The following is a 24,849-nucleotide window of genomic DNA, read 5'->3' as shown; positions in this document are numbered from 1 at the left end:
GAAAAGGCCCCATCGAAGGGGCCGAAAAATGGGTTGGCGATGGGATCAGCGATCGAAGTTGACCAGCACGTCCACCGAGTGCACGGCGCCGGCCATCTTCAGGGCCACCTGGATCGGCGGCGCCTTGCGCTGCTCACGATCGGAGGTGGACAGGTTGTCGACGCTGTCGGCCCAGACGTAGAAGCCCTCGTCGAGGCGCTCGCCGCTGACGAGGTTGCCGAAGGGATCGCCGTTCCATACGCCGGGAGCGAAGGCGCCGTTGTTCACGCCTTCGCGGCAGACCTTGCGTACGGATGCCAGCAGACGGGCGACGCCCGCGTCGGTCAGCGGCACCTTGCCCGGGGAGCGGTACAGGGTGGCGAAGACTTCCTTCTGCACGGCGTCGACGTACCAGTCGAGGATGTGCACTTCATCGAAGAAGCGACCGCCGATGACGGTGCCTTCGGCGACCATCGCCGACTCGTCGAAGTAGGTGTAGAAGTTCAGGCCCAGCTTGCGGCACTTGTCGGCCTCGGTGAGGGTCAGGTTGTCCGCGCTGATGCCGGGCAGCTGCTTGAACTTCATGGTCAGGGTGGAGTTGTTGGCGGCGAAGTTCACCGACAGCGCACGGGCCAGCCAGCTGTTCACCGCATAGGGGTCGTTCTTGTCGAAGACCGCCACGGTGCGATGGCTCTGGCGATCCACCAGCCGCTTGAAGGGGTTGCTGGCGACGTTCTCCAGGTGGCTCGGGTTCTGGGTGGTGACGCCGAACACCTTCTTGTCGGCGGCCAGCACCCAGGCGGAGGCCTGCTCGATCTCGTCGTCGGTCAGGGACGCGGCGACGGTGGCGGCGTACCAGCCGGCGTTGACGTCCAGCAGCGCGGCGAAGGCCTGCGGCAGGGTCTGCGCGGAAAGCACCAGGGCATCGGCACCGGCGACCTTCTGCGCCATGCCGTTCTCCAGGCGCAGCAGGCCACCCAGGTAGGTGCCGGTGGCGCCCAGGTCCTGGGCGAAGCCGATGGCCTTGGCGGCGCCGGCGACATCGGCGTCGAGGATGAAGCGGTTGGCGACGGCGTCATAACGGCAGCTGACGGCCTGGGCGGTCAGCTTGGCGTCGATCAGCGCGGCGATGGCGGCGAAATCGGCAGCGGCGCTGAAGTTCAGGCCGGTGACGTCCTGGCGCACACCGTCGACGGTGATGGACAGCTGGCCGGCGCTCACCGCCTTCAACTGGTCGAGGGTGGCCAGCAACGGGGTGCCATTGATGGCGGCCTTGACCGCCGGCACGTTGCGGGTCGACTTCAGCCAGCGCGCCACCAGCAACTGCTTGGGTCGCGGGCTCTGGGCGAAGAAGGCGCTGGCGGCGATGGCGGTTTGCGAGGAGCTGCCGAAGGCGGCCTCGACTTCGGCCTGGCTGGCGCAGCTGATGTACAGGGTCGACGCGTCGATGAAGACGTTGCCGGCCTCGGGGGTGAACAGGGCCAGTTGGCCGAAGTCGCGGCGCGGGGTGGATACCGGCTGCACGTTGAGTTGTACGTTTACGATCTGCGAAAGCGGAAGGGACATATCAGGTCTCCGTTGGATTCACTGTGAGGGTGGCGGTGAGGCCCGTATCGGTGTGGGCGCTCACCACCGAGGAAGCGATGTGTTTCTGTTCCAGGGTCACGCGGTGGTCGTGGCCGAGGACGAGGTCGAGGCGCGCTTGCTCCCGGGCAACGCCCGCCTCGACGCTGGACAGGTTTTCGATCGGTGCCAGGCGCAGCAGCGCGACGCCGAGGCGCCGCAAGCGGTCCTGGGCGAGGCTCGACTGCAGCACCGAGCGCGCGTCGTGGATCAGGTCGAGGGCACCGGTACCGAAGCCGACGAGGCCGAAGGTGGTCTCGCAGCTGGTGACGACGGTTTCCCGTTCGTTGTTGCCGTTGAACTCGCGGCGGGACTTGCCCTGCTCCGCCGACTGCGTTTCACGCAGGCTGGCGTAGAGTCCGGACGGCGGCGCGGCTGCCTGGTCCGCCGCGATCAGCGCGCCGACCGGCAGTTCGAGCAGGCCGCGCAATGCCTCGCGCAGGGCGGCGACATCCAGCCGCGTGGCGGTGATGGTCATTGAGTCCTCCTGGTAAATAGGTGCGGCCAGGCAAGCGGCGCGCAGGAGTGCGCGCCGCTGCCTCTCGGGTCGCGGTGGGTAGGTTGGAAACTAAGGGGCGATCAGCCCAGGTGCAGGATCCGCGCGAGATTGCCGCGGGCCCGGAGCACCAGGAACAACAGGATCAGCAGGACGCCGAGCATCCAGGGCGAGAGGTGTTCGCCCTGGTAGCGCCCGAGGGCGATGGTCAGCGCCTGGCAGCCCGTGCAGAGCGCCAACAGGTAGGCGCAGAGTGAAACGCCGGGGCGAAAGCGTGAGCCACGCCGCCGGTAGGTCAGCAGTCGCAGGCAGATCGCCGCGCAGACCACGAGGGTGCCGGTGGCCAATGGATCATCCATCCTTGCCTCCCGCTCCGCGCCGCAGGATCGTCCGCAACCAGGATGGCAGCTGACCGCCACGCATCCATTCCAGCAGGCCGACGCCCGCCGTCACGCAGAGCGTCGCGGCGACGAAGGCGACCGCCCCGCTGGTCTGCGAAATACCGCGACTGACCGCCTCGACGGCGGTGTAGTAACCGCCGACCCAGGACACCAGCAGGTAGCCCACACGGGTAAGCGGTTGATAGTCACGGGCGAACACTACGAAGAAGATCGCGCCGCCGAAGCCGCCGATCAGTGCATTGCCATCGACACCGGGCACGATCATCGCGACACCGGCGCCAGCCACCCCGCCTGCCATGGCGACCGCAATACTTGGCTCGGTCATGGGAGACTCCTTTCTTGAAGGCCGTGCGGTTTTCACCAGGCCCAGAAACGCCGAAGCCCGCGATGTGCGGGCTTCAGTTGGTTTGATTTCGATCTTGGAGCTATCTTACCTTTATCGTCCCATATCGTCAATATGGGAAAAGCCATTTTTTAAAAGAAATTTTTCCTCATCAATGCGCAACCACGATCCCCGCGCTGGACATGGGCGCCTCCAGGCGCGCCACGGCATCGCGCAGCTTGCCGGCGACCTTGGTGCGCCAATCCTGGTCCCAGCGATGCAGGGTGCTCTTGGACAGGCCGGTGAGCCGCTCGACCTCGCGGATGCTGTGCGGCGGGCGGCGGAACATGCGCATCAATAGTGCAAGCGCCGCACGCTGTTCGGCCGAGTCCGCCTGCGGGCGAAGCCAGTCACGCAGGGCTGCAATAGCCACCACGAAATCACGGCCATGAGCGTACTCGGCCTGCACCACTGCAAGCTCCAGCGGGTGATCGGCCAGCAGGCGCTGGGCGAAGCGGATGGTCATCACCGACTGCGCCTGCCATTCGTGCGGGCTCAAGCCGCTGGGCAGCTTGCTGACGAAGCTGGTATCGAAACGTTCGCGCAACACGTCGATGGCCATCGCCGTCGACGAACGCGGGCCGGCCTTGTGCTCAGCCATCCAGTAAGCAACCGCAAGCGCCTGTTCTGTCGTCTGGAACATTGTGTTTTCCCTTCCCATGGGCCGACCCCCTGGCCGGCTGAACGATGAAAGCCGCCCCGCTCCGCCGCTCTCCCGAGTCGCCTTGGGACTCGATGCGGCGCAGCGGGACAGCCGAATTCTGGTGCCAATTATATAGGAGTATCTATATTTATGCACTTGCATTGACATAGGTCCGCCCTTATTCTGCGCCCATGGAACTCAAAGACCGCATCAAGGCCGCCCGCAAGCACGCCAACCTGAGCCAGGTACAGCTCGCAAGCGCAGCCGGCATGACACAAACCTCTATATCCGACCTGGAGCGCGGCAAATCGCGCGCGACCAGCTTCGCCACCCAGATCGCCACCATCTGCGGCGTCAGCCCACGCTGGCTCGCGGAAGGCCGTGGAGAGATGCTGGAAGGCCGGATGAATCGACAACCTGGCAATGCCGACTGGTTCGGCGGCGTGGAGCCCTGGGACGACGACACGCCACTGGACGCCGACGAGATCGAGCTGCCCTTCTACAAGGAGGTGGAGCTGTCCGGCGGCAAGGGCAGCACGGTCGTGCTGCAGACCACCGGCCGCAAGCTGCGCTTCGGCAAATACTCGCTGCGCAAGAAGAACATCGATGCCGCCAGCGCAGCTTGCGTGACGGTGAACGGCAACAGCATGGAGCCCGTCCTGCCCGACGGCAGCACCGTGGGCGTCGACACCAGCTCACGTACCATCAAGGATGGCGACATGTACGCCTTCGACCATGACGGCCAGCTGCGCGTGAAGCTGCTCTACCGCCTGCCCGGGGGCGGCCTGCGCGTGCGCAGCTTCAACAGCGACGAACACCCCGACGAACGCTACGAGGCCAGCGAAGCCAACGAGCACATCAATATCATCGGCCGGGTGTTCTGGTACTCCGTCCTGCTCTGAGCCCACGCGCCTCACGCGAAGCCCGGCCCATTGCCGGGCTTTTTCATTACCGCCTCACCACCCTCCCCAACCACAGCTCGCCACGCAGCAGTGGCAGCGCAGAAGGGAGGCGAAGACATGATGGCTTGTGCGTGCAGCTTGAGGCTTGAAGCTTGCCGCTGCCGTATCACTTTTCAGACGCAAAGAAAAAGGGCCTGCATTGCTGCAGGCCCTTCTCTTGTATGGCGCACTCAGGAGGATTCGAACCTCCGACCGCCCGGTTCGTAGCCGGGTACTCTATCCAGCTGAGCTATGAGTGCGTTTCGGTGGTTTTAGACCAGATCACCACTGGTTACTGCCCGATGCGCCGACCTTGATCGCCGCATCCTGTATGGCGCACTCAGGAGGATTCGAACCTCCGACCGCCCGGTTCGTAGCCGGGTACTCTATCCAGCTGAGCTATGAGTGCGTGTAGGGCGCGCATTATAGAGAATCTCAAACCTTCGTCAACTGCTTTTTCGATAATTTTCAACAACTTACCGAACTAACCGCTGACATCTCTATAACGCTTAATAATGGCGGAGAAGGGGGGATTCGAACCCCCGACACCCTTTTGAGGTGTACTCCCTTAGCAGGGGAGCGCCTTCGGCCACTCGGCCACCTCTCCGCAACACGGGGCGCATGATATCCATGTTTTCCCCGTTTGCAAAGCAAAAAATGCAGAAAAATTAGTGGCTTGGTTCCTGGTCTTTCTCTTTCTGTATGCGCTGGTAAATCTCTTCACGGTGCACGGCTACCTCCTTCGGGGCGTTGACGCCGATGCGCACCTGATTACCTTTCACGCCTAACACGGTGACAGTGACGTCGTCACCCACCATCAGGGTCTCTCCGACCCGGCGAGTCAGAATCAGCATTCCTTTCTCCTCACGGATTTAATGTTCAGGGACAAAACAGTCTGCAAAAAAGAAATGGTATCGACCCCATGCGTTATCAAGGGGCCTCCACCCAAGTATTGACCAGCACTGGCAAAAGGAAAGTTCCAACAGTGCCGACCAAAAACGACAAAAGGCGCGGGGTGAGCCGCGCCTTTCGTTATATGCCTCACTCGCCCTGTCGGGCGGGTGCGTCGAGCTCGAAGGCGGTATGGAGGGCACGCACGGCCAGCTCGAGGTACTTCTCCTCGATCACCACGGACACCTTAATCTCGGAGGTGGAGATCATCTGGATATTGATGGTTTCCTTGGCCAGGGCCTCGAACATGCGGCTGGCGACGCCCGCGTGGGAGCGCATGCCGACACCGACGATGGAGACCTTGGCGATCTTGGTGTCGCCGCTGACTTCACGGGCGCCGATCTCGCGAGCGGTCTGCTCCAGCACCTGCAGCGCGTTCTGGTAGTCGTTGCGGTGCACGGTGAAGGTGAAGTCGGTGGTGTTATCGTGCGCGACGTTCTGCACGATCATGTCCACTTCGATATTGGCGGCGCTGATCGGCCCGAGGATCTTGAAGGCAACGCCGGGAGTATCCGGTACGCCACGGATGGTCAGCTTGGCTTCGTCGCGATTGAAGGCGATGCCGGAGATGATCGGCTGTTCCATGGATTCCTCTTCATCAAGGGTAATGAGGGTGCCCGGACCCTCCTGGAAGCTGTGCAGCACGCGCAGCGGGACGTTGTACTTGCCGGCGAACTCCACCGAGCGGATCTGCAGCACCTTGGAGCCGAGGCTGGCCATTTCCAGCATCTCCTCGAAGGTGATCTTGTCCAGGCGCTTGGCCTGGGGCACGACGCGCGGATCGGTGGTGTAGACGCCATCTACATCGGTATAGATCTGGCACTCATCGGCCTTCAGCGCCGCCGCCAGGGCCACGCCGGTGGTGTCGGAGCCGCCACGGCCGAGGGTGGTGATGTTGCCGTGCTCGTCCACGCCCTGGAAGCCGGCGACCACCACCACGCGACCCGCCTTGAGGTCGCTGCGGATCTTCTGGTCGTCGATCTGCAGGATGCGCGCCTTGTTGTGCGCGCTGTCGGTGAGGATGCGCACCTGGTTGCCGGTATAGGAAACCGCCGGCACGCCGCGCTTGATCAGCGCCATGGCCAGCAGGGCGATGGTCACCTGCTCGCCGGTGGAAACCATCACGTCCAGCTCGCGCGGCACCGGCTTATCGCTGATCTGCTTGGCCAGGTCGATGAGACGGTTGGTTTCGCCGCTCATGGCGGAAACCACCACCACGATGTCGTCGCCGCCTTCGCGGAATTTCTTGACCTTCTCGGCCACCTGCTCGATGCGCTCGACGGTGCCGACCGAGGTCCCCCCAAACTTCTGTACGATCAAAGCCATTTCAAAAGCCGCCTAATCCCGTGAAGGGCGCCCATTAAACAATCAACGCAGAACACTGCCAAGGCCCGCCGGGCGTGGGGCGGGCCGTTGGCGGCGGGGTCTTACAGACCCTGCTCGACGAACGGTACGGCCAGGGCCAGGGCCTGCTCCAGGGCCACGGCGTCGGTACCGCCGCCACGGGCCATGTCAGGACGACCACCGCCCTTGCCGCCGACCGCAGCCGCGGCCTGCTTCATCAGATCGCCGGCCTTGAGTTGGCCGGTCAGGTCCTGGGTGACACCGGCGACCAGTGTCACCTTGCCCTCCAGCGCGCCGCCGAGCAGGATCACTGCGCGGCCGAGCTTGTTCTTCAGTTGGTCGACCAGCGCCAGCAGCGCATCGCCGTCCAGGTCCAGGCGCGCGGCCAGGACCTTCACACCCTTGACGTCGACGGCAGAAGCCGCGAGGTCGTTGCCGGCAGCACTTGCCGCCTTGGCCTTGAGCTGGTCCAGCTCCTTCTCCAGCTGGCGGTTGCGCTCCAGCAGAGCGGAGAGCTTGTCCAGCAGGTTGTCGCGGCTGCCCTTGACCAGGCCGGCCGCTTCCTTGAGCTGTTCCTCGGCGCCGTTCAGGTAGGCCAGCGCCGCTGCGCCGGTCACCGCCTCGATGCGACGCACGCCGGCGGCCACGCCGCCTTCGCTGGTGATCTTGAACAGGCCGATGTCGCCGGTGCGGGACACGTGGGTACCACCGCAGAGCTCGACGGAGAAGCCATCGCCCATGCTCAGCACACGCACCTGGTCACCGTACTTCTCGCCGAACAGCGCCATGGCGCCCTTGGCCTTGGCGGTCTCGATATCGGTTTCCTCGGTATCGACCGCGCTGTTCTTGCGGATCTCGGCGTTGACGATGTCTTCCAGCGCCTTCAGTTGCTCAGGCTTGATCGCCTCGAAGTGGCTGAAGTCGAAACGCAGGCGCTGGCTGTCCACCAGGGAGCCCTTCTGTTGTACGTGCTCGCCCAGAACCTGGCGCAGCGCAGCGTGCAGCAGGTGGGTGGCCGAGTGGTTGAGCGCGGTGGCCTGGCGTACGTCACCTGCCACTTCCGCCTTGACCGAAGCACCGGTGCTCAGGCTGCCCTGGGCGACCACGCCATGGTGCAGGAAGGCACCGCCGGCCTTGGTGGTGTCGCGCACGTCGAAACGCACCCCGGCGCCTTCCAGGTAACCGCAGTCACCCACCTGGCCGCCGGATTCGGCGTAGAACGGGGTCTGGTCGAGGACGACGACGCCCTCCTCGCCTTCCTTGAGGCTGTCGACCGCCTGGCCGTCCTTGAACAGCGCGACGATCTGGCCGGCACCGGAGTGGCCCTGGTAGCCGAGGAAGCGGGTCTCACCGTCGACCTTGACCAGGCTGTTGTAATCCATGCCGAAAGAACTGGACTCTCGGGCGCGCTGGCGCTGGGCCTCCATCTCGCGCTCGAAGCCCTCCTCGTCGATGGTCAGCTCGCGCTCACGGGCGATATCGGCGGTGAGGTCTGCAGGGAAGCCGTAGGTGTCGTACAGCTTGAACACCACGTTGCCCGGGATGACGCTGCCGGAAAGGCCGGCCAGGTCCTGCTCGAGGATCTTCAGGCCGTTCTCCAGGGTCTTGGCGAACTGCTCTTCCTCGGTCTTCAGCACGCGCTCGATGTGTGCCTGCTGCTGCTTGAGCTCGGGGAAGGCGTCGCCCATCTCGCCGACCAGCGCGGCGACGATCTGGTGGAAGAAGGTGCCCTTGGCACCCAGCTTGTTGCCGTGGCGGCAGGCGCGGCGAATGATGCGGCGCAGCACGTAGCCACGGCCTTCGTTGGACGGCAGCACGCCGTCGGCGATCAGGAAGGAGCAGGAGCGGATGTGGTCGGCGACCACCTTCAGCGACGCCTGGCCTTCGTTGGCACAACCGATGGCCTTGGCCGCGGCGTTCAGCAGGCTCTGGAACAGGTCGATCTCGTAGTTCGAGTTCACGTGCTGCAGCACGGCGCTGACGCGCTCCAGGCCCATGCCGGTGTCCACGCTCGGTGCCGGCAGCGGGTGCATCACGCCGTCCGCCGTGCGGTTGAACTGCATGAAGACGTTGTTCCAGATCTCGATGTAGCGGTCGCCGTCCTCTTCCGGGGATCCGGGCGGGCCGCCCCAGATGTCCGGGCCGTGGTCGTAGAAGATCTCGGTGCAAGGGCCGCACGGGCCGGTGTCGCCCATCGCCCAGAAGTTGTCGGAGGCGTAAGGCGCGCCCTTGTTGTCGCCGATGCGGACCATGCGCTCGGCGGGGATGCCGACTTCCTTGGTCCAGATGTCGTAGGCCTCGTCATCGCTGGCGTAGACCGTGACCCAGAGCTTCTCCTTGGGCAGGTTCAGCCATTTTTCCGAGGTGAGGAATTCCCAGGCGTAGGTGATGGCGTCACGCTTGAAATAGTCGCCGAAGCTGAAGTTGCCCAGCATCTCGAAGAAGGTGTGGTGGCGCGCGGTGTAGCCGACATTGTCCAGGTCGTTGTGCTTGCCGCCGGCGCGTACGCACTTCTGGCTGGTGGTGGCACGGGTGTAGGCGCGCTTTTCCAGGCCGAGGAAACAGTCCTTGAACTGGTTCATCCCGGCGTTGGTGAACAGCAGGGTCGGGTCGTTGCCCGGGATCAGGGAGCTGGAGGCCACACGGGTGTGCCCCTTCTCTTCGAAGAAGCTCAGGAAGGCTTCACGGATTTGAGCGCTTTTCATAGGTTCTTCCACGGAAACTGCGGCCACGAATCGCCGGCAAAGGGCCGCATTATATAGGCCCTGTGCCTGCGGGATAGTGCCTTTATGCGATAGAAAGCGACTATCGAACGCTATCGGGTGATCAGCTGCGACGAAACTCGGCGAACGCCTCGATCACTCGCTCGATGCCGGCGGCGTCGACGTCCAGGTGGGTGACCATGCGCAGGCGCGGCGCCGCACTCAGGACGATCCCCCGCTCGGCCATGAACGCCTTGAGCGCCGGCGCCTGCGAGCCCAGATCAACATAGACCATGTTGCTCTGCACCGGCTCCACGCCATAGCCCAGTTCGGCCAGCCCGGCACCCAGGCGCGCGGCGTTGGCATGGTCGTCCGCCAGGCGCTGCACCTGGTGATCCAGGGCGTACAACCCAGCGGCCGCCAGCAGGCCGGCCTGGCGCATGCCGCCGCCGACCATCTTGCGCAAGCGCCGGGCCTTGGCGATCAGCGCCGCGCTGCCGCACAGCACCGAGCCCACCGGGGCGCCCAGGCCCTTGGACAGGCACACCGAAACCGAATCGAAGTGACGGGTGATCTCGCGGGCGTCCACGCCCTGCTTCACCGCCGCGTTGTACAGCCGCGCGCCGTCCAGGTGCAGCGCCAGGCCGCGACGGCGGGTCAGCTCGCGCGCCGCCGCCAGGTATTCCAGGGGCAGGACCTTGCCCTGCATGGTGTTCTCCAGCGCCAGCAGGCGGGTGCGGGCGAAGTGGAAATCGTCCTGCTTGATCGCCGCCTCGACCTTCGCCAGGTCGAGGGAGCCATCCGCTTCGCCATCGATGGGCTGCGGCTGGATCGAACCGAGCACCGCCGCACCACCGCCCTCGTACTTATAGGTGTGGGCCTGCTGGCCGACGATGTATTCGTCGCCGCGTTCGCAATGGGCCATCAGCCCCAGCAGGTTGCTCATGGTGCCGGTGGGCACGAACAGCGCGGCCTCGAAGCCCAGGCGCCCGGCGAGCGTGGTTTCCAGCAGGTTGACGGTGGGGTCTTCGCCATAGACGTCATCACCCAGCGGGGCCGCCTGCATGGCGTCGCGCATGCCGGGGGTGGGTTGGGTGACGGTATCGCTGCGCAGGTCTATGACGGCCATCTCGGGCTCCTTGGCTGGGTGAGGGAACGACCCTAAAGGAGCACGGCGAGGCGAGCAAGTGGGCAAATGTCGAAGCCCGGGAAGAGCCGGCGAAGAGGTAGCCCGGGCATCAGCCCGGGAAGGAGGCAGGCGCCCGTCAGTCGACTTCGGCGGGAACGATGAGGATGCCGGCGCGCAGGCCGTTCTTCACCTTCGGATTGGGGAAGATGATGCGCGCGCCCTCCTCCTCGATCACCCAGCGGGTGCCGGCGATGTCGTCGGCCAGCAGGTAGCCGATGGGCAGCTCGCTGAAGTTCTCGATGTCCGCCGGCAGGTGCAGCTGGAAGGCATCGCTGTGCTTGATCACCTCGCGGGACACGGAGAACAGCTGCAATGGACCGAGGTCCTCGCCCTCGTCTTCGGGTTCCGCGCCTTCCACCAGCAGGCGCAGACGCGCCTCCAGCAGCTCGAGGTTGACCTGGCAGTTCTGGCCGAACGGGCGCGCCTTGCCCAGCTCCAGGGTGAAGGCCTCGGCGTCCAGGCTGGCATAGGTGTAGGAGCTGAAGGTGATGCCGGTCTTGTTCTGCAGCAGCACCGCCTCGATGCCGGCGGCCCCCAGGCGCGCCAGCTCGCGGCGGGAGTGCTCGCGCCCTTCCTTGTAGGGGTAGAGGGCGAACTGCTCGATCTTCGAGCCACGGATGGCGGTGTGCAGGTCGTAATGCAGGCGGGTACGGCCCGGCTTGATGAAGAACGCCGCGGCCAGGCGCTCCAGCTCGTTGGCACGCATCGCCTCGAAGCCGCTGGTCTGCTCGTGGCGGCCATTGAACAGGCGGTTGATGTCCTGTTCGACATAGCGTTCGCCGCGACGCATGGCCTCGGGGTTGCCGAGCAGGAAGAGAACGCGCGAGCGGGGCTTGAGCTCGCCCCGGGCGACACCCTGCAGCAGGCGGTCGAGCAGTTCGATCGGCGCCGTCTCGTTGCCGTGGATGCCGGCGGAGAGCAGCAGGTCCATGCCATTGTCGGCATGGACGGGCGGGGTGACTTCCAGGGCCCCCTCGCCCAGCCAGTGCAGGCGGGCGCCCTCGGCGGTCAGTTGAATCTTCTCGGTCGGCTCGCGGCCGGCCAGGGTCAGTTCAAGCAGTTTGCCAAGGGCCAACATCCGCGCGTCCTCAATGATCGTGGTTGCAGTCCGGGCCATGCACGTGGCCGTCCTCGTCGTCATCACCGGCGTCGGCCGGCTCCATCTCCAGCTGCAGGCTGACCAGGTTGGTCGCCAGCGGGCGCAGCAACAGGTTGGCGTACTCGGTATCGCCTTCCTCGACATCCACGCCGATCAGCAGCTGGCCGTTGCCGGCGGTCTGGATCCAGACCTCCTTGCCCTGCCACATCACCGCAAAGCGCGTGCAGGAGGTTTCGAGCTGGGTACCGTCGGTGTCTTCGAGGATGAGTTGCAGGGCGTCGGACATTTACTAGAGCTCCAAGTCGTAAGCGACAAGCGGCAAGTGTAGGCGGCGGCTTCTACTTGAAGCGTGTCGCTTGGCGCTTGCCGCTCAATTCAGTTGAAACGGATAAACGGCGCCCAGTTTAAGGATCTGCGTCAGCTCATCCAATGCCGTGCGGCATTCAGTGAGCAATTGTGGATCAGCCAGGTCGGTTTCGCTCAGGCGGTCGCGGTAGTGCTTCTCCACCCACCCGGTCAGGGTGTCGTAGAGCGAAGGGGTGAGGATCACGCCCTGGTTCACCGCCGCCAGCTCGTCGTCCTTCAGCGCCACGCGCAGGCGCAGGCACGCCGGGCCGCCGCCGTTCTGCATGCTCTGCTTGAGGTCGAAGACCTTCACCTCGCGGATCGGGCCGTCCTCGGCGGTCAGGGTCTGCAGGTAGCTCCACACCCGCGCGTTGTTGCGGCACTCCTCCGGGACGATCAGCAGCATGCTGCCATCGGCGCGGCTGAGCAGTTGGCTGTTGAACAGGTAGGAACGCACGGCGTCCTCCACCGTCACCGCCACACGCGGTACGCACACGGCCTGGAAACGGCCACCGACGCGGCCCAGCTTGTCGTGCAACTCGGCCAGCACCTTGTCGGTGTCGAGGAAGGCGTCCTCGTGGTGGAACAGCACCTCGCCGTTGCCCACCGCGATCACGTCGTTGTGGAACACGCCCTGGTCGATCACCGCCGGGTTCTGCTGGGCGTAGACCACACCGGCCTCGCTCAGCCCGTGCAGGCGCGCGACGGCCTGGCTGGCCTCCAGGGTCTGCCGCGCCGGGTAGCGCGAGGGCGCCGGGAAGCGGCTGTCGAAGGCGCTGCGGCCGAACACGAAGAACTCCACGCCGGCCTCGCCGTAGCCCTTGCAGAAACGGGTGTGGTTGGCCGCGCCTTCGTCACCGAACTGCGCCACCGCCGGCAGCGCCGCGTGGTGGGCGAAGTGGCGCTCGTCGGCGAACATCGCCCCCAGCACGCGGCTGGTGGTGGGGTGCTCGATGCTGCGGTGGAACTTGCAGTTGAGGTTGGCAGCGGTGAAGTGCACGCGGCCATCGGCAGTGTCGGCGCTGGGGCTGACGGTGCAGGCGTTGGCGGTCCACATGCTCGATGCCGAACTGCAGGCGGCCAGCAGCGGCATGGCGTCACGGGCGGCCTTCTCGATCACCTGGGCGTCGCTCCCGGCGAAACCGAGGCTGCGCAGCGCGGCGACGTTGGGGCGCTCCTGCGGGGCGAGCACGCCCTGCTTGAAGCCCATCTCCATCAGCGCCTTCATCTTCGCCAGCCCCTGCAGGGCGGCCTCCTTCGGGCTGGAGACGGCCTGGCTGTTGCTCTGCGACGCCACGTTGCCGTACGACAGGCCGCCGTAGTTGTGGGTCGGGCCGACCAGACCGTCGAAGTTCACTTCATGGGCGCTCATAGGCTGACTCCAGGCGTCAGGGTTGCAGGCAGGGCAAGGGTTTCGCTTTCCAGCGAGGCGACCGGGTAGGCGCAGTAGTCAGCGGCGTAGTAGGCGCTGGCGCGGTGGTTGCCCGATGCGCCGATGCCCCCGAAGGGCGCGCTGCTCGCGGCCCCGGTCAGTTGTTTGTTCCAGTTGACGATGCCGGCGCGGCTCTCGATGAAGAAGCGCTGGTACAGCTCGCGGGAATCCGAGAGCAGGCCGGCGGCCAGCCCGTACTGGGTGGCGTTGGCCTCGGCCATGGCGGCGTCGAAATCGGCGTAGCGGATCACCTGCAGCAGCGGACCGAAGAACTCCTCGTCCGGGCGCTCGGCCACAGCGGTGACGTCGAGGATGCCGGGGGTCAGCAGCGCGGCGGTCTCCAGCGGCTGGGACATGGCCAGCAGCGGCGTGGCGCCCTGGGCGATCAGGTGCTCCTGGGCCTTGAGCAGGTGGCGCGCGGCGTCCAGGGAGATCACCGAGCCCATGAAGGGTGCCGGCTGGGCGTCGAAGGCGCCGACCTGGATGCTCGCCGCCACCGCCACCAGGCGCGCCAGCAGCGCGTCGCCCCAGGCGCCGACCGGCACCAGCAGGCGGCGGGCGCAGGTGCAGCGCTGGCCGGCGGAGATGAAGGCGGACTGGATGATGGTGTAGACGGCGGCATCCACATCGGCCACCTCGTCCACCACCAGCGGGTTGTTGCCGCCCATCTCCAGCGCCAGGATCTTGTCCGGGCGGCCGGCGAACTGCTGATGCAGCAGGTTGCCGGTGCGGCTGGAGCCGGTGAAGAACAGGCCGTCGATGCCGGCACTCGCGGCCAGGGCGATGCCGGTCTCGCGGCCGCCCTGCACCAGGCTGAGCACGCCGGCGGGCAGGCCCGCCTCGATCCAGCACTTGACCGTCAGCTCGGCCACCTTGGGGGTCAGCTCGCTGGGCTTGAACACCACCGCGTTGCCGGCCAGCAGCGCGGGCACGATGTGGCCGTTGGGCAGGTGGCCGGGGAAGTTGTAGGGGCCGAACACGGCGACCACGCCGTGGGGCTTGTGGCGCAGCACGGCCGTGGCGTCGGCCAGCGGGCCGCTCTTCTCGCCGGTGCGTTCGCGGTAGCTCTGGATGGAGATGGCGACCTTGTTGACCATGGTGGTCACCTCGGTGGCCGACTCCCACAAGGGCTTGCCGGTCTCCTCGCCGATGCAGCGGGCCAGTTCGTCGGCGCGGGTCTTGAGGGTGGCGGCGAAGCGCTCGAGAACGGCGATGCGTGCCTCCAGGCTCAGTCGGGCCCAGGCCGGGAAGGCGGCGCGGGCGGCGGCCACGGCGGCCTCGACCTGCTCGGCGCTGGCGCCCTGGCCGCTCCATACGGACTCCTGGGTGACGGGGTTCAGCGAGTCGAAGGCCTCGCCCTGCCCGGCCTGCCAGGCGCCTGCGATGTAATGGGTGCTCATTTGACGGACTCCTTGGCCGACAGCGGCACGGCGCGGACCGAAGCGCCAGCCGAGAGTTTCAGGCGCTTGGCGGTGTCGGCATCGACCACCAGGGTGCCGGCGGCCAGGCGGGCCGGGGCGGCGGTGATGCGGCAATCCTCGCGCTTGCGGTTGTGGATCAGGTACGGCGTGGCATCGTCGCCCGGCGTGCCCACGGCCAGCACCAGCGCCTGGCTGTCCTGCACGGCGCGGATCTTCGCGGTCTGGCATTCGATGGCCGGGCCGGCGTCGAAGATGTCGACATAGCCCTGGAAGCTGAAGCCCTCGCCCTTGAGCATGGCCAGCGCCGGCTCGGTGTCGGCGTGCACGCGGCCGATGACATCGCGCGCCGCCTCGGAGAGGAAGCAGGTGTAGAGCGGGAACTTGGGCATCAGCTCGGCGATGAAGGCCTTGTTGCCGACGCCGGTGAGGTAGTCCGCGCGGGAGAATTCCATCTTGAAGAAATGCCGGCCCAGGCTCTCCCAGAACGGCGAGACGCCGTGCTCGTCGGACATGCCGCGCATCTCGGCGATCACCTTGTCGCCGAACAGTTCGGGGAACTCGGCGATGAACAGGAAGCGCGCCTTGGACAGCAGGCGACCGTTGAGGCCGGTGCGGTAGCCGGCGTGCAGGAACAGCGAGCACAGCTCGGAGTTGCCGGTCAGGTCGTTGGCCAGGAACAGCGTGGGGATCTGCCGGTGGATGTTCAGCTCCTGCGAGGCGCTGACGGTGAGCCCGACGCGGTAGTTGTACCAGGGCTCGCGCAGGCCGACGGCGCCGGCCACGGCGGAGATGCCCACCACCTTGCCGTCGTCGTCCTCGAGCACGAACAGGTAGTCCGCATCGCCCCGTTCGGCTTGGCCGGTGAAGGCCTTCTCCGCCCAGCCCACGCGATGCGCCAGGCGCTCCTCATTGGCCGGGAGGGTGGTGAGGCCGGCACCGGTACTGCGCGCCAGGTCGATCAGGGCAGGCAGGTCGGCGCTGCGTACGGGACGAACGATCATAGTGACTCCGTTAGAGCTGCAAGCTTCGAGCGGCAAGCTGCAAACCGGGCGGCAGGGCCCCCGCTTGGCGCTTGGGTTTAAATCGCTACCAGGCGCACGCTGGCGCCTTCACCCACACCGAGGGCTTCGGCGATCTCCAGGCTGAGTTCCACCGGCTTGCCGGGCACCCAGTCGAGGTCGGCCACCAGGGCGCGGAAGTCCTGCAGCAGGCCGTTGCTCACCAGGTACTGGCGGCCCCCCTTCTGCTGCTCGCCGATGCGCACCGGCACGACGCGGCTCTGGGCGATGGAGCGGATGCCGGAGGTGCGCGCGTGCAGGGTCGGGCCGCCATCGAAGATGTCGATGTAGTTGTCGGTCTCGAAGCCTTCGCGCATCAGGATGTCGAAGGTGATCTGCGCGCGCGGGTGCACCTGGCCCATGGATTCCTGGGCCTCGTCGGGCAGCAGCGGCACGTAGATGGGATAGTTGGGCATCAGCTCGGCGAGGAAGGTGCGGCTCTTCAGGCCGGACAGGCGCTCCGCCTCGATGTAGTTCAGGTCGAAGAAATTACGGCCCACGGCGTTCCAGAACGGCGACTCGCCCTCGTCGTCGCTGTAGCCGACGATCTCCACCACCACCGCATCGGCGAAGCGCTCCGGGTGGCTGGCCATGAACATCAGGCGCGCCCGGGAGTTGAGCTCCGCGCTGGCGGTGCCCACCAACTCGCGCTGCACGTAGAAGCTGGTCAGCAGGCTGTTGCCGGTGAGGTCGTGGCACAGCGAGAGGACATGGATCTTGTTGTGGATCTTCAACTCGCGCGAGGCGTGGACGAAGGTCTCGTTGCGGAAGCTGTAGAAGGGCTCGGAGAAGCCCGCCGAGGCGACGATGGCCGAGCACCCGACCAGGCGACCGGTCTCGGTGTCCTCGAGGACGAAGAAATAGCTCTCCTCGCCGTTGAAGCTGACTTCGGCGGCGAACGAGGCTTCCGAGGCGGCGATCTTCTCGCCAAGGCGCTCGGCGTCGTCCGGCAGCGAAGTGACACCAACGGGGCTGTCCGCAGCCAGGCGCTGAACATCGGCAAGGTCGGCCATTTGCGCGGGGCGCATCACCAGCATGGTGTCACTCCTTCAATAAAGGCTCCGGACAACCCATGCACGGTCGGCCGGAGAAAACGGCGGCCAACGGCCGCCGATCACGCATGAAAACGCTCATCCCTGGAATCGGAACCGCGGCACAGCCCTGTGCCGCGTTTCACCCGGCCTCAGGCCTGGGTCAGCTTGGCCACGGCGCGCTCGAAGCGGTCCAGGCCCTCGTCGATGTCGGCATCCGGGATCACCAGGCTGGGCGCGAAGCGCACCACGTCCGGGCCGGCCTGCAGCACCATCACCGCTTCCTTCTCGGCGGCGTTGAGCACGTCCTTGGCCTTGCCCTTCCAGGCATCGGACAGGGCGGCGCCGATCAGCAGGCCGAGGCCACGCACTTCGGTGAAGATGCCGTACTTCTCGCCGATCGCCTGCAGGCGGGTCTTGAAGCGGTCGTGCTTGGCGTTGATGCCGCTGAGCACGTCCGGGGTGTTGACCACGTCCAGCACGGCTTCCGCCACGGCGCTGGCCAGCGGGTTGCCGCCGTAGGTGGTGCCGTGGGTGCCCACCACCAGGTGCTTGGCGATCTCGGTGGTGGTCAGCATGGCGCCGATGGGGAAACCGCCACCCAGGCTCTTGGCGCTGGAGAGGATGTCCGGGGTGACGCCATAGTTCTGGTAGGCGAACAGCTTGCCGCTGCGGCCCATGCCGCTCTGCACTTCGTCGAACACCAGCAGCGCGTTGTGCTCGTCGCACAGCTTGCGCGCGCCTTCCAGGTAGGCCTGGGTGGCCGGCAGCACGCCGCCCTCGCCCTGCACGGGCTCGAGCACCACGGCGCAGGTCTTGTCGGAGATGGCCGCCTTCAGCGCGTCCAGGTCATTGAAGGGCACATGGGTGATGCCCTCCACCTTGGGGCCGAAGCCGTCGGAATACTTGGGCTGGCCACCGACGGTCACGGTGAACAGGGTGCGGCCATGGAAGCTGTTGGTGGCCGAGATGATCTCGTGCTTCTGCGGGCCGTAGACGTCATGGGCGTAGCGGCGGGCCAGCTTGAACGCGGCCTCGTTGGCCTCGGCGCCGGAGTTGGCGAGGAACACGCGCTCGGCGAAGGTGGCGGCCACCAGCTTCTTGGCCAGGCGCAGGGCCGGCTCGTTGGTGAAGACGTTGGAGACGTGCCAGATCTTGTTGGCCTGGTCGGTCAGTGCCTTGACCAGCGCCGGGTGAGCATGGCCGAGGGAGTTCACGGCGATACCGCCGGCGAAATCGATCAGTTCGCGGCCACTCTGGTCCCAGACTCGCGAACCCTCACCGCGTACCGGAATGAAGGCGGCGGGGGCGTAGTTGGGAACCATCACCTGATCGAAATCGGCGCGCTCGACCTGCGCATGCTCAACGGACATCAGTTTCTCCTGCCATGGACGGCTAGTGATGAAAGGATTGTAGGGACAGATTCGGGGTTGGCATTGCCGCCAAGCGACAACTTCTTACAGCGCCAACCCGCGAAAATCCGAGGCTTTCGGAAATGCGACAGAAAGCTTCGGGAAGGCGCAGTTTAAACGCGGATCGCCACGGGACGCACGAGGCGCAGCGCATCGGTCAGTGGATGACCGGCGAGGCCTGGATGGCGACGCGAATGGCGATCGGCAACGGCCGGAACCGGGCGGTTCCGGCTTCCTTGCAGGGGCTGCCTGCGCAGCTCCCTGTCGCAGCGCCCGAGCGGGCTCCGCGACAGGCCCCCGCCTCGCTAAAGCGGCATCCGGTACTCGATCACGCCCGGCCGCTCGGCGATCCAGTCATACAGCCGCTGGGCGGTCCTGTTGGTTTCCTGGGTGTGCCAGTAGAGCCTGTCGCACTGTTTTTCCCGGGCCTGCCCCTGCACGTACTCGATGAGCGCCTTGCCGATCTTCTGGCCACGCACGCTGGGCGATACGTAGAGGTCCTCCAGGTAGCAGAAGTCGTTCAAGGCCCAGGTCGAGCGGTGGAAGACGAAATGGACGAAGCCATAAATGCGCTCACCGTCCGTGGCGACGGCGCAATGGACCGGCTCGCCGCCATCGAAGAACCGCGCCCAGGTCGCCCGGGTGGTCTCCGCACTCAGGTCCACGGCGTAGAACTCCTGGTACTTGCCCCAGTACTCGGCCCATTTATCGAAGTCCTCCGCCACCACGGGGCGCACCGATATGAGTTGCTGCACAGCTGTCATGGAAATGCTCCTGTCTCGCATCCGGCGGGCCTCTCCCCCGGAACTGCCGGTCAAGCACCGGGCCTTCGCTCTCTGCGCCGGCCTTGCCAGGCTTGACCAGGACGGTTTTATAGCGCCCCATTGGCCGGATTATCCCCACCAATAAGCGCATCAAGAGCAGACCAATTGTTCAAGAACGCCCTGCTGGAATCGGTCAAGGCCCGGCTGGCCCATCCGGAACTCCGCCCCCTGCCGCTGCACGCGCGGATCCAGCGCACCCTCCGCCAACTGATCCTGGACGGCGCCCTGGCGACGGGCACGCCGCTGCCCGCCTCCCGCCTGCTGGCCACCTCCCTCGGCGTTTCCCGCGACACGATCGAGGCCGCCTACGGCCAGCTGCATGCCGAAGGCTTCATCGAGCGCCGCGTCGGCAGTGGCAGTTTCGTCGCCGAGGCCACCCGCCTGTCACCCGGCAGGCCCGCCCGCCGTACACGCAAGGCGGTCGCGAACGGAGTCGGCCTGAGCAAGCGTGGGGAGACCATGCTGCGCCAGGGCGGCGTGCGCGAGCACCTCGCACCCCGCCCCTTCGCCCATGGCGTGCCCGAAACGCGCACCTTTCCGCTGCAAACCTGGGAGCGCCTGCAACGCCAGACGCTCAAGGAATACGGCGCGAAGGCCTTGCTGCATGGCGACCCCCAGGGCCTGGAACCGCTGCGCCGCGCCATCGCCGACTACGTCAACCTGGAACGCGGCGCCCGCACCACCGCGGATCAGGTGCTGGTGCTCACCAGCTCGCAGCAGGCGCTGGGGCTGTGCGCCAACGTGCTGCTGGATGCGGGCGAGCGGATCTTCGTCGAAGACCCGGTGTACTACGGTGCGCGCAAGGCCTTCGAGGCGGCGGGCCTGGTTTGCCAGGCCATCCCGGTCGACACGGACGGCCTGCAGGTCGACCAGCTCCTGGCCCATCCGCACCCCGCCAGGGCCGTGTACCTGACGCCGTCCCACCAGTTTCCGTCCGGCGCGACGCTTTCCCTGGAACGACGCCTGGCGCTGATCGAATGGGCCCAGCGGGAGCAGGCCTGGATCATCGAGGACGACTACGACAGCGAGTTCCACTACGCGGGCCGCCCCACCGCCTGCGTCCAGGGCCTGGACGCGCACGAGCGGACGCTCTACATCGGCACCTTCACCAAGTCGCTGTTCCCGGGGCTGCGCATCGGCTACCTGGTGCTGCCGCCGGCACTGGTGGAGCCCATGACCATCGCCCGCTCCCTGCAGGACGGCCATACCGCCTCCATCGCCCAGCTGACCCTGGCGCGCTTCATCAGCGGCGGGCACTTCGGCGCGTACGTCCGCGCCATGCGCACCCTCTATGCCGAACGCCTGGCGCTCCTCGCGGAGCTGCTGGAGACGAGGCTGGGCACGGTGATCGAACCCCGCGTTCCAGCCGGCGGACTGCAGATGCCCTGCCTGCTGACCGGAGACCTGCCTGAAAGCAACGCCGTCGCCGCCGCGCGCAATGCGGGCATCGAGCTGCTCGGGCTGAGCGGGCTGTATGTCGAGCGCCCTGCGCAACCGGGCTTTCTCATGGGCTTCGCCGCCTACACCCCCGAAGAGCTCACGCGCGCGGTCGCCACGCTGGAACGCTGCCTGGACGCGGCCAGCAGGAGACGGGCTCCGTAGGTTGGCGCCAAGCGCAGCGCGGCCCAGCGGGCGGTGTATGGACGTAAATCCACGCTCATAGAACGGAGACTTGCTTTGGTCCCCATAAGGGGTGCGCAGGCAGACTTCGGAGCTTGGACGTAGGGTGTGCCGCGCGCACCTGGGGAGCCTGCCGGAAACACCGTGCGGCGGTGCGCACGGCACACCCTACGGCACGAGTTCATCCTGCTGAGCGCTCAATTCAAACCTTCACAGGCAGCGCCGATGACTCATGACCACGCCCTGAGGACGTAACTTCTCAGGTTCAAGTGAAGGAAAGGGACAGGCCAGACACCGGGCAGGCTCGACGCCCACCCGGCGCGGGCGGTCAACCGCGCTCGGCGAGTGCCGGCTGGTTGTCGAAGGGGCCGCCGCTGCGCCGCTGGTTGCGGTCTTCGCGGGGGGTAACGCCGAAGAAGTTGCGGTAGGCGCTGGAGAAGTGCGGGCCGGAGGAGAAGCCGCAGGACAGGCCGATCTGGATGATCGACTTGCTGGTCTGCATCAGCATCTGCCGGGCCTTGTTCAGGCGCAGTTCCAGGTAGTACTGGCTGGGCACGCGGTTGAGGTACTGCTTGAAGATGCGCTCCAGCTGGCGACGCGACACGCACACGTGCTGGGCGATCTCGTCGGTGGTCAGCGGCTCCTCGATGTTGGCCTCCATCAGCAGCACCGCCTGGGTGAGCTTCGGGTGGCTGGAGCCGAGGCGGTTCTGCAGCGGAATGCGCTGGCGCTCGCCGCCCTCGCGGATGCGCTCCACCACCAGCTCCTCGGAAACCGCGCCCGCCAGCTCGGCGCCGTGGTCGCGGGCCAGCACCGCCAGCAGCAGGTCGAGGACCGAAAGACCGCCACAGGCGCTGAGGCGATCACGGTCCCAGTCGAACAGGTGGCTGGTGGCGATGACCTTGGGGAAGCGCTCGGTGAAGTCGTCCTGCCAGCGCCAGTGCACCGCCGCGCGGTAACCGTCGAGCAGGCCGAGCTGGGCCAGCGGGTAGACCCCCGCCGACAGGCCGCCGATCACGCAGCCGGCACGCACCAGTTGCTTGATCGCCGCCGACAGCGCGGCGGACATCGGCGCGGGCGGCTCGTCAGCCAGCAGGAACAGGCGGGTGAGCCCTTCGAGCCGGCCGGTCCAGGCCTCGCCGGGCAGGCGCCAGGCCCCCTCGGAGGGCGCCTCGGCCTGGAGGAAGTGCAGCTCGTAGACCACTTCGGGGTGCAGCCGCTGGGCGACACGAAGTGCTTCCTCGGCCAGCGCCAGGGTCATGGCCTTGGTGCCGGGCCAGAGGAGAAAACCGATTCGATGGGCAGTCATGGCAGGCAGCTTAGCCGCAGTTGGCATTAATTACTTCAGGCTCCCCGAGAGGAACTGCTTGAGGCGCTCGGATTGCGGATTGGCCAACACTTCGCGCGGGCAACCGGTCTCCTCGACCACACCCTTGTGCAGGAAGATCAGCTGGTTGGAGACCTCGCGGGCGAAGCCCATCTCGTGGGTCACCACCACCATGGTGCGGCCTTCGGTGGCCAGGTCCTTCATCACCTTGAGCACCTCGCCCACCAGCTCGGGGTCGAGCGCGGAAGTGGGCTCGTCGAACAGCATCACCTCGGGTTCCACCGCCAGCGCACGGGCGATGGCCACGCGCTGCTGCTCGCCGCCGGACATGTGCGCCGGGTAGGCGTCCTTGCGGTGCGCCACGCCCACCTTGGCCAGGTAGTGCTCGGCCTTCTCGATGGCTTCCTTCTTCGGCACGCCGAGCACGTGCACGGGCGCCTCGATGACGTTCTCCAGGGCGCTCATGTGCGACCACAGGTTGAAGTGCTGGAACACCATCGCCAGGCGCGAGCGCATGCGCTGCAGCTGCTTGGGCTCGGCCGCCTTGAGGCCGCCATCGCGGTTGGCCACCAGCTTCAGCTCCTCGCCATTGAGCAGGATCTTGCCGCCATGGGGCTGCTCGAGCATGTTGATGCAGCGCAGGAAGGTGCTCTTGCCCGAGCCGCTCGAGCCGATGATGCTGATCACATCGCCCGCCTTGGCCGCCAGGGAAACGCCCTTGAGGACTTCATGGCTGCCATAGCGCTTGTGCAGGTCTTGGACTTCCAGTTTGTACATGGTCTCGGTCTCGATGCGAATGGATCAGTCGCTCAACAAGCGTCCCTGACGAATGGGTACATGGCCGGCCACCTTGGCCAGCCACAGTCCGGGCTGCGCGAAACGCAGGCGTTCGCGCACATACAGCACGCCGCGGGTGGAGGCACGCACCACGCTGTGGCGGTCGCTCAAGGGGTCGATCACCTCGAAAAGCGGATCACCCGCCTCGACCAGCGCGCCCACCGGCTGCAGGAAACTCACCACCCCGGCATGGGGGGCACAGGCGTATTCGGCGCCCTCGAAGGGCGTCACCTCGCAACTGGACGCAGGGGCCGGCGGCCAGTCGCCGCTGATCAGTCCCTGCCCGGCGAGGAAGGCGAGGATGGCCTCGCAACTGGCCTCGGCGCGCTCACGCCCGGTGTCGGCCATGCCGCCCAGCTCCACGGTCGCCGCCACACAGGCCAGCGCAATGGCGCAATCGGGGAAGCGACGCTGCAGGCGCAGCCAGGCCATGGAGCAGGCCTCGTCGAACGAGCTGCCGCCGGAATCCTCGGCCACCAGCATGGCGCCGGCACCCAGGCGCGCGGCCAGCGGGCGGAAGGCGTCCGCCTGCTGGGGAATCATGTAGAGGTGCACCACCGCATCGAAGTCGCAATGCAGGTCGAGCACCAGGTCGGCGTCGCAGGCGTGGCGCAGCAGCAGGCGCTGCAGGCCCTCGAGTTCGGAGGCGGCCGGCGCCAGGCCGTCCAGGGCGACCTGCATGGCGCTGCGGATCGAGCGCACGTTGGCCGCCACGTCACTGCCCAGGCGGCCCTCCAGCATCGGCGCCACAAGCTCGGCCAGGTCGGCGAAGCCACGGTTGAAGTTCCTGCCGCTGGCGAGCTCGAAACGCCCCAGGTGGTTGGCCTGGAGCATCTGCCCGAGGCCGATGGGGTTGGCCACCGGCACCAGCTCGATCACACCGGCCAGGCGCCCTTCGGCCTCCAGCTCGGCCAGGCGCTTCTTCAGCTCCACCGCCACGCGCATGCCCGGCAGCTCGTCGGCATGCAACGAGGCCTGGATATAGGCCTTGCGCTCGCCCGAGCCGAAACGGAAGACCGTCAGCTCGCGGCGGGTGCCGGGGATGCCCCAGGGCAGGAGGTGGTCGATGCGCTGCATGGGATCAGGCCTTGCGCGGGGCCAGGTAGGCCAGCCAGCGGCGCTCGGCCAGCTTGAACAGGCGCACCAGGATGAAGGTCAGGCACAGGTAGAACAGGCCGGCGGTGATGAACGCCTCGAACGGCAGGTAGTACTGCGAGTTCACGGTGCGCGCCGCGCCGGTGATGTCGATCAGGGTGACGATGGAGGCGAGGCTGGTGGTGTGCAGCATCATGATCACCTCGTTGCTGTACTGCGGCAGCGCACGGCGCAGGGCCGAGGGCAGCAGGATGCGACGGTACAGCTTGGCCCGCGACATGCCGATGGCCTTGGCCGCCTCGATCTCGCCGTGGGGCGTGGCGCGGATGCTGCCGGCGAGGATCTCGGCGGTGTAGGCGCTGGTGTTGATGGCAAACGCCAGGCAGGCGCAGAAGGTCGCGTTGGACAGGTAGGGCCACAGGGCGCTCTCGCGCACCCAGGCGAACTGCGCCAGCCCGTAGTAGATGAGGAACAGCTGCACCAGCATCGGGGTGCCGCGGATGACGTAGGTGTAGAGCCAGGCCGGGAAGTTGATCGCCGGCTGCTTGGAGACCCGCATCAGCGCCAGGGGCACGGCCGCCAGCAGGCCCAGGGCGAGGGAGATCGCCAGGAGCTTGAGGGTGACCAGCACACCACCGAAGTAGAGCGGCAGGTTTTCCAGGATGACGTTGTAGTCGAAGATCACGCGTGCGCCCTC

At 66.5% G+C, this 24,849-nt stretch carries 23 protein-coding genes and 3 tRNA genes; 2 read left to right on the top strand and 24 right to left on the bottom strand.

The features are described 5' to 3' along the window. Positions 1-45: 45 nt before the first annotated feature. The 5 genes from ACYJSS_RS08485 to ACYJSS_RS08465 form a co-directional block, all read right to left on the bottom strand. Positions 46-1,545 (bottom strand): DUF3383 domain-containing protein, encoded by a 1,500-nt coding sequence (locus ACYJSS_RS08485; protein ID WP_111261891.1) that lies wholly within the window; start codon positions 1,543-1,545, stop codon positions 46-48. Between the two features lies 1 nt (position 1,546). Beyond that, entirely contained in the window at positions 1,547-2,080 is a 534-nt protein-coding gene (locus ACYJSS_RS08480; RefSeq protein ID WP_178082962.1) for a phage neck terminator protein, read from the bottom strand. Between the two features lie 101 nt (positions 2,081-2,181). Beyond that, positions 2,182-2,457, bottom strand: a complete 276-nt coding sequence (locus ACYJSS_RS08475; RefSeq protein WP_111261890.1) for a phage holin family protein — start codon at positions 2,455-2,457, stop codon at positions 2,182-2,184. Next, the gene (locus ACYJSS_RS08470; protein WP_111261889.1) at positions 2,450-2,824 is read right to left on the bottom strand and encodes a putative holin; all 375 of its coding nucleotides are present in this window, start codon (positions 2,822-2,824) and stop codon (positions 2,450-2,452) included. The genes ACYJSS_RS08475 and ACYJSS_RS08470 overlap by 8 nt, the downstream gene beginning before the upstream one ends. 169 nt (positions 2,825-2,993) lie before the next feature. Next, the gene (locus ACYJSS_RS08465; RefSeq protein WP_111261888.1) at positions 2,994-3,524 is read right to left on the bottom strand and encodes a hypothetical protein; all 531 of its coding nucleotides are present in this window, start codon (positions 3,522-3,524) and stop codon (positions 2,994-2,996) included. A 191-nt stretch (positions 3,525-3,715) separates the two neighbouring features. Between ACYJSS_RS08465 and ACYJSS_RS08460 the strand changes: the two genes are divergently transcribed. Then, positions 3,716-4,426 (top strand): XRE family transcriptional regulator, encoded by a 711-nt coding sequence (locus ACYJSS_RS08460; protein ID WP_111261887.1) that lies wholly within the window; start codon positions 3,716-3,718, stop codon positions 4,424-4,426. A 222-nt stretch (positions 4,427-4,648) separates the two neighbouring features. Here the strand turns inward: ACYJSS_RS08460 and ACYJSS_RS08455 are convergent. From ACYJSS_RS08455 to ACYJSS_RS08385, 15 genes are all read right to left on the bottom strand, one after another. Beyond that, positions 4,649-4,725: transfer RNA gene (locus ACYJSS_RS08455), tRNA-Arg, on the bottom strand. Between the two features lie 72 nt (positions 4,726-4,797). After that, positions 4,798-4,874 (bottom strand) — tRNA-Arg (locus tag ACYJSS_RS08450). A 107-nt stretch (positions 4,875-4,981) separates the two neighbouring features. Beyond that, positions 4,982-5,072: transfer RNA gene (locus ACYJSS_RS08445), tRNA-Ser, on the bottom strand. A gap of 61 nt (positions 5,073-5,133) precedes the next feature. After that, positions 5,134-5,319, bottom strand: a complete 186-nt coding sequence (gene csrA, locus ACYJSS_RS08440) for a carbon storage regulator CsrA (RefSeq protein WP_003283978.1) — start codon at positions 5,317-5,319, stop codon at positions 5,134-5,136. A 187-nt stretch (positions 5,320-5,506) separates the two neighbouring features. Beyond that, positions 5,507-6,742 (bottom strand): aspartate kinase, encoded by a 1,236-nt coding sequence (locus ACYJSS_RS08435; protein ID WP_111261886.1) that lies wholly within the window; start codon positions 6,740-6,742, stop codon positions 5,507-5,509. 101 nt (positions 6,743-6,843) lie between these two features. Beyond that, positions 6,844-9,465 carry an alanine--tRNA ligase gene (alaS, locus tag ACYJSS_RS08430; RefSeq protein WP_111261885.1) on the bottom strand — a complete coding sequence of 874 codons (2,622 nt, stop codon included), beginning with the start codon at positions 9,463-9,465 and terminating at the stop codon, positions 6,844-6,846. 121 nt (positions 9,466-9,586) lie between these two features. Next, positions 9,587-10,591 carry a low-specificity L-threonine aldolase gene (gene ltaE / locus ACYJSS_RS08425; RefSeq protein WP_111261884.1) on the bottom strand — a complete coding sequence of 335 codons (1,005 nt, stop codon included), beginning with the start codon at positions 10,589-10,591 and terminating at the stop codon, positions 9,587-9,589. 136 nt (positions 10,592-10,727) lie between these two features. Beyond that, positions 10,728-11,729: a succinylglutamate desuccinylase gene (gene astE / locus ACYJSS_RS08420; protein WP_111261883.1), complete on the bottom strand. Its 1,002-nt coding sequence runs from the start codon at positions 11,727-11,729 to the stop codon at positions 10,728-10,730. 10 nt (positions 11,730-11,739) lie between these two features. Then, on the bottom strand, positions 11,740-12,036 hold the full coding sequence (locus ACYJSS_RS08415; RefSeq protein ID WP_021218473.1) for a hypothetical protein: 297 nt from the start codon (positions 12,034-12,036) through the stop codon (positions 11,740-11,742). Between the two features lie 84 nt (positions 12,037-12,120). Further along, on the bottom strand, positions 12,121-13,467 hold the full coding sequence (gene astB / locus ACYJSS_RS08410) for an N-succinylarginine dihydrolase (RefSeq protein ID WP_111261882.1): 1,347 nt from the start codon (positions 13,465-13,467) through the stop codon (positions 12,121-12,123). Next, positions 13,464-14,927 (bottom strand): succinylglutamate-semialdehyde dehydrogenase, encoded by a 1,464-nt coding sequence (gene astD / locus ACYJSS_RS08405; protein WP_111261881.1) that lies wholly within the window; start codon positions 14,925-14,927, stop codon positions 13,464-13,466. Before astD ends, astB begins: the two co-directional genes overlap by 4 nt. Further along, complete coding sequence (gene astA / locus ACYJSS_RS08400; RefSeq protein ID WP_111261880.1) at positions 14,924-15,949, bottom strand: arginine N-succinyltransferase; 1,026 nt, start codon at positions 15,947-15,949, stop codon at positions 14,924-14,926. The genes astD and astA overlap by 4 nt, the downstream gene beginning before the upstream one ends. Positions 15,950-16,026: 77 nt before the next feature. Next, complete coding sequence (aruF, locus tag ACYJSS_RS08395) at positions 16,027-17,043, bottom strand: arginine/ornithine succinyltransferase subunit alpha (protein WP_111261879.1); 1,017 nt, start codon at positions 17,041-17,043, stop codon at positions 16,027-16,029. A gap of 146 nt (positions 17,044-17,189) precedes the next feature. Then, on the bottom strand, positions 17,190-18,410 hold the full coding sequence (locus ACYJSS_RS08390; RefSeq protein WP_111261878.1) for an aspartate aminotransferase family protein: 1,221 nt from the start codon (positions 18,408-18,410) through the stop codon (positions 17,190-17,192). Between the two features lie 344 nt (positions 18,411-18,754). Further along, positions 18,755-19,213, bottom strand: coding sequence for a GNAT family N-acetyltransferase (locus ACYJSS_RS08385; RefSeq protein WP_236206184.1), 459 nt, complete (start codon positions 19,211-19,213; stop codon positions 18,755-18,757). A 165-nt stretch (positions 19,214-19,378) separates the two neighbouring features. Here ACYJSS_RS08385 and pdxR point away from each other — a divergent pair, with 165 nt between their 5' ends. Continuing rightward, positions 19,379-20,875 carry a MocR-like pyridoxine biosynthesis transcription factor PdxR gene (gene pdxR / locus ACYJSS_RS08380; protein ID WP_236206183.1) on the top strand — a complete coding sequence of 499 codons (1,497 nt, stop codon included), beginning with the start codon at positions 19,379-19,381 and terminating at the stop codon, positions 20,873-20,875. A 346-nt stretch (positions 20,876-21,221) separates the two neighbouring features. Here the strand turns inward: pdxR and argR are convergent, their stop codons facing one another. Genes argR through ACYJSS_RS08360 form a run of 4 tightly spaced genes read right to left on the bottom strand, consistent with a single transcriptional unit; the run spans position 21,222 to position 24,837 of the window. Beyond that, positions 21,222-22,202: a transcriptional regulator ArgR gene (argR, locus tag ACYJSS_RS08375; RefSeq protein ID WP_178082961.1), complete on the bottom strand. Its 981-nt coding sequence runs from the start codon at positions 22,200-22,202 to the stop codon at positions 21,222-21,224. 30 nt (positions 22,203-22,232) lie between these two features. After that, complete coding sequence (locus tag ACYJSS_RS08370; RefSeq protein ID WP_021218464.1) at positions 22,233-22,997, bottom strand: ABC transporter ATP-binding protein; 765 nt, start codon at positions 22,995-22,997, stop codon at positions 22,233-22,235. Positions 22,998-23,021: 24 nt separating this feature from the next. Continuing rightward, positions 23,022-24,134, bottom strand: a complete 1,113-nt coding sequence (locus ACYJSS_RS08365) for a succinylglutamate desuccinylase/aspartoacylase family protein (protein ID WP_236206182.1) — start codon at positions 24,132-24,134, stop codon at positions 23,022-23,024. A gap of 4 nt (positions 24,135-24,138) precedes the next feature. After that, positions 24,139-24,837, bottom strand: a complete 699-nt coding sequence (locus ACYJSS_RS08360) for an ABC transporter permease (RefSeq protein ID WP_111261873.1) — start codon at positions 24,835-24,837, stop codon at positions 24,139-24,141. Positions 24,838-24,849 lie beyond the last annotated feature (12 nt).

This window comes from Pseudomonas sp. No.21 (genome assembly GCF_054558415.1).
Note: the sequence above shows the minus strand (reverse complement) of the source record. Positions and strands in the feature narration are given on the sequence as shown.